Annotated in this window: 2 protein-coding genes and 6 tRNA genes; 2 read left to right on the forward strand and 6 right to left on the reverse strand. The window is 59.8% G+C overall.

Features of this window, described 5'->3' with window-relative positions:
• Positions 1-28 precede the first annotated feature (28 nt).
• Positions 29-1,495: an N-acetylmuramoyl-L-alanine amidase gene (locus tag HMPREF1546_RS07730; RefSeq protein ID WP_021747505.1), complete on the forward strand. Its 1,467-nt coding sequence runs from the start codon at positions 29-31 to the stop codon at positions 1,493-1,495.
• Positions 1,496-1,742: 247 nt separating this feature from the next.
• Here the strand turns inward: HMPREF1546_RS07730 and HMPREF1546_RS07735 are convergent.
• The 6 genes from HMPREF1546_RS07735 to HMPREF1546_RS07760 form a co-directional block, all read right to left on the reverse strand.
• A tRNA-Lys gene (locus HMPREF1546_RS07735) sits at positions 1,743-1,818 on the reverse strand.
• Positions 1,819-1,866: 48 nt separating this feature from the next.
• Positions 1,867-1,941 (reverse strand) — tRNA-Gln (locus tag HMPREF1546_RS07740).
• A gap of 47 nt (positions 1,942-1,988) precedes the next feature.
• Positions 1,989-2,065: transfer RNA gene (locus tag HMPREF1546_RS07745), tRNA-His, on the reverse strand.
• A 54-nt stretch (positions 2,066-2,119) separates the two neighbouring features.
• Positions 2,120-2,196 (reverse strand) — tRNA-Arg (locus HMPREF1546_RS07750).
• Positions 2,197-2,205: 9 nt separating this feature from the next.
• Positions 2,206-2,280: transfer RNA gene (locus HMPREF1546_RS07755), tRNA-Gly, on the reverse strand.
• Between the two features lie 82 nt (positions 2,281-2,362).
• Positions 2,363-3,016 carry a gamma-glutamyl-gamma-aminobutyrate hydrolase family protein gene (locus HMPREF1546_RS07760; protein ID WP_158629690.1) on the reverse strand — a complete coding sequence of 218 codons (654 nt, stop codon included), beginning with the start codon at positions 3,014-3,016 and terminating at the stop codon, positions 2,363-2,365.
• A 534-nt stretch (positions 3,017-3,550) separates the two neighbouring features.
• Here HMPREF1546_RS07760 and HMPREF1546_RS07765 point away from each other — a divergent pair.
• A tRNA-Ser gene (locus HMPREF1546_RS07765) sits at positions 3,551-3,639 on the forward strand.
• Positions 3,640-3,947: the final 308 nt, after the last annotated feature.

The following is a 3,947-nucleotide window of genomic DNA, read 5'->3' on the forward strand; positions in this document are numbered from 1 at the left end:
CCTGCCGCTGTCGATAAGGAGGCAATCTATGCAGTTTGCGGCAACCTACCCGCTGGCGCAGATCCGGCGGGTGCAGATCTACAACAACATCAAGCGGTACCGGGAGACGGAGCTGGACAAAATCCTGCAGGAGACCGGCGGCAGCTTTGTGTTCGGCGGGCCGATCTTCCTCAGAGATTTGTCTGCCTGCTGCCACCTGAGGGGAGACGGCGTGGTGTACGGCGCGCCGGACTACCATGTGTGGGGCATGGCATGGGGCACCGACGCGCAGGACTATGCCATGGAGCGGCTGCCCTGTGAGGCGGACAACTATGTGGAGTGCGTGGCCCTCGTCGTGGAGGGGGAGCCGCTGGCGGCGCCCCACTATCAGCCGGACATGGGCGGCAGGCGGCCCCGCCAGGCCATCGGCACCAAGGAGGGGCGGTTTGCCTATCTCGTCACCCAGACGCCCTACACCCCGGAGGAGCTGCGGGACGTGCTGGCGGCCGCCGGCTGGGACAGTGCGGTGATGCTGGACGGCGGCGGGTCCGTGTGCTACCGGGACCGGGCGGGCAACGGCTTTGTTTGTGACGCGGACCGGGTGATCCCCTACTATCTCGTGGTCCACTTGGCGGACGATGTGTCCGAATCTGACACCACCGGCGGGCAGTATGTGGTGACGGCCCAAAGCGGCCTTAATATCCGCAAGGGGCCGGGCACATCCTTTGACAAGCTGGGAGGCTATTCCTACGGCGCCGTGGTGGCCGTCCAGTCCGTCCGGGACGGCTGGGGACAGACGGACCGGGGCTGGGTGTCCATGGACCACCTGCGGCCCGTGGAGGCCGCAGAGGGGGGCCTGGTGACCGATACGGGACTGCGGATCATTCAGGACTTCTTGCCGTCCGGAGCCGACAACCGGCCGGGCGGAAGCAATCCGGACACCTATATCACCATCCACGAGACCGGGAACTTTGCTAAGGGCGCCGATGCGGCGGCCCACGCGGCGTACTTGAACAGTGATGCCGGCGAGCGGGCTATGGTGAGTTGGCACTATACCGTGGACGACCACAGCATCTACCAGCACCTGCCGGACAATGAGCGGGCCTACCACGCCGGGGACGGCGGCAGCGGCCCGGGCAACGCCACCAGCATCGGCGTCGAGATCTGCGTGGATGCCGGCGGGGATTTTGAGCAGGCCAGGGTCAATGCGGCGGCGCTGGTGCGGCTGCTGATGGAGCGGCACGACATCCCGCTGGACGGGGTGGTCCAGCACAACCGCTGGAACGGCAAGGACTGCCCAAAGACAATTCGGGCCACAGCAGGCGCCTGGGAGGCGTTTCTGGCCCTCTGCGGCGGCCAGGGGTCCCAGGACACGGACCCGGAGCTGGAGGCCGCTGTGGACGCGCTGGCGGCCGCCGGGATCATTGATAGTCCGGAGCGTTGGATGGCGCTGGACTTCACCGCGAACTCGGTCCGGCTGCTGCTGATCAAGATGGGGCGGTATGTGACGCACTGAAAGACTAAATCGGGTTCGGCAACTTTGCCGGACCCGATTTTCATGTGGGCGGAATTGGGGCTAGGGGGATTCCCCCCCTGCAGGCGTGCGGATGTACATCCGTGCTATGCTTGCAACCTCATCGATAGAGATGCCAGGAAATTATGTTTTGACCGCTTAAAAAGACGTCACTCTCACGTTACTACCACGCGCACAGAATTGGAAATTACAAAAATCCCCGGAGCACTACAGCTCCAGGGATTTCAGCTGGTGACCCGTCGGGGATTCGAACCCCGGACCCACTGCTTAAAAGGCAGTTGCTCTGCCTGCTGAGCTAACGGATCACATGGTATTCTATTTCGGCCGTCCAATGCGGGCGGGCTGGAAAGTCTTGGCTGGGACGGCTGGACTCGAACCAGCGGATGAGGGAGTCAAAGTCCCTTGCCTTACCACTTGGCGACGCCCCAATGGAAAGGAAAACAGGGGACCGGGGTGACCCCGATCCCCTCTTTTGTGGGGTGGGAGATGGGACTCGAACCCACGACACCCGGAACCACAATCCGGTGCTCTAACCAACTGAGCTACACCCACCACATATCGAGATCCTAAACAGGATGCGTGCTGACCGACCGCCCCGGAAGGAGTTGGTACGCCAGAAGGGACTCGAACCCCTGGCCTACTGCTTAGAAGGCAGTTGCTCTATCCAGCTGAGCTACTGGCGCGAATTTGATTGGAGCAGGTGACGAGAATCGAACTCGCATCCCCAGCTTGGAAGGCTGGTGCCCTGACCATTGTGCTACACCTGCGTCTGCCCTCCGTGGAAATCGTCAGCTTAGATATATTACCATGGACAAGCCCATCTGTCAAGCGGAAACCCGCAATTTTTTTCTAAGATTGTCCTGTGCCACCAGCCAGCGCCAGCCAGGCGGTGAAAAGGCACCCTCCATCTGCGGCTCCGGACAGGGATAAGGGGCCGGCCAGCCGCTCCGGGTGCCACTGGACACCCCACACCGGCAGGGACTGGTGGATGACCGCCTCCACCGTGCCGTCTATGGCCCATTGGACCGCCCGCAGTCCCTGCCCCAGCCGGTCTGCCGCCTGATGATGGGCGCTGTTCACCACCAAGGTCTCTCCGAAAAGGTCCTGCAGGGGAGAGGGGGCTGTCCGTACCCGGTGGAGCCGGTCCCGACCCGCCGCCTGGCTGTGGCCGGGCAGGTCCTGGATCAGTGTGCCTCCGAAAAACACGTTCAGCACCTGCAGTCCCCGGCAAATTCCCAGAACAGGCTTTTTCTCCATAATGAACTGCTCCAGCAGGAACAGCTCTCCCGCGTCCCGCTCTGGCTCCAGCCCCCGGCTGGCGGTGTTTGCCTGGCCGTAGCGCCGGGGCTCCATATCGCCGCCGCCGGGCAACAACAGGGCGGCACACCGCACCGCATCCCGCAGATCCGGAGAGGCCAGGGGCCGTCCACCTGCTATCTCCAGCGCACGCTCGTAATTGATGTACTGGCCCGGCAGGCCCCAGAGAAACACTGTTGGACGCAAGGCGATCCCTCCTGTCAAATATCTCAGGCCCATTCTATCCGGGCAGCACGTCCAGAGTTCCGCCCGGTGGTTAAAAGCGGGGCGGAGAGAAACGAACGAAAAGTTAAAAGGTTTTCCTTGAAACTTTCCCGAAAATATGCCATAATAAAACCGCTTCCCGTCTCGCAGGACGGAACTGTACAGGGTGGCATCGAAGTGGTCACAACGAGCTTGACTTGAAATCGTCACTCATAAAGGCGTGATGGAAAACTGCAAATCCTTGTGCTGCAAGGGGGCTGCTGATTTCAAAAAAAGTCCGGAAAGTGCAAACAGGATGCTCACAGTTTTTCCAAAAAAGTGAATCGCAGGTTGTAAATCGGACGACCGATTTTCAATAAATGGAGGTGTACCCAAGTGGTTGAAGGGTCCGGATTCGAAATCATGTAGAGAATTCGGAAAAATCGCATATTCATCCATGGAGACGTATCGAAGTGGCCGTAACGAGCTTGACTCGAAATCATGTAATCCATTCATAAAAATTGCATATTTTCACACGGAGACGTATCGAAGTGGTCGCAACGAGCTTGACTCGAAATCAAGTTGTCCGAAAGGGCACGTGGGTTCGAATCCCACCGTCTCCGCCAGGAAGTCCTTGAAGCGCAACGCTTTCAAGGACTTCTGTTTTTTCTCGAAGATTTCTCAATTCCCATCGTCAGCGGCAAAATGGTGCCCATGGTGCCGAGGTTTGTGGTGCCCAGCCAGTGAATGAGATATTCGGGATTTTCCTGCTGTGGTGCCCGAATGGTGCCCGTCACCTCAAAAGCGGCTTATAAAACGCTATATCAAAATACGTGAGTTCTCCACAGTTCGAGAGAACGCAAAAAGAGATGCGCAGCACTGCAGTGCTGCGGCAAGTGCGGAGATGTGCGCGATGCGTGAGCATCGCGCACAT

The sequence above is a fragment of the Oscillibacter sp. KLE 1745 genome, from assembly GCF_000469445.2.
Lineage (GTDB): Bacteria > Bacillota > Clostridia > Oscillospirales > Oscillospiraceae > Oscillibacter > Oscillibacter welbionis.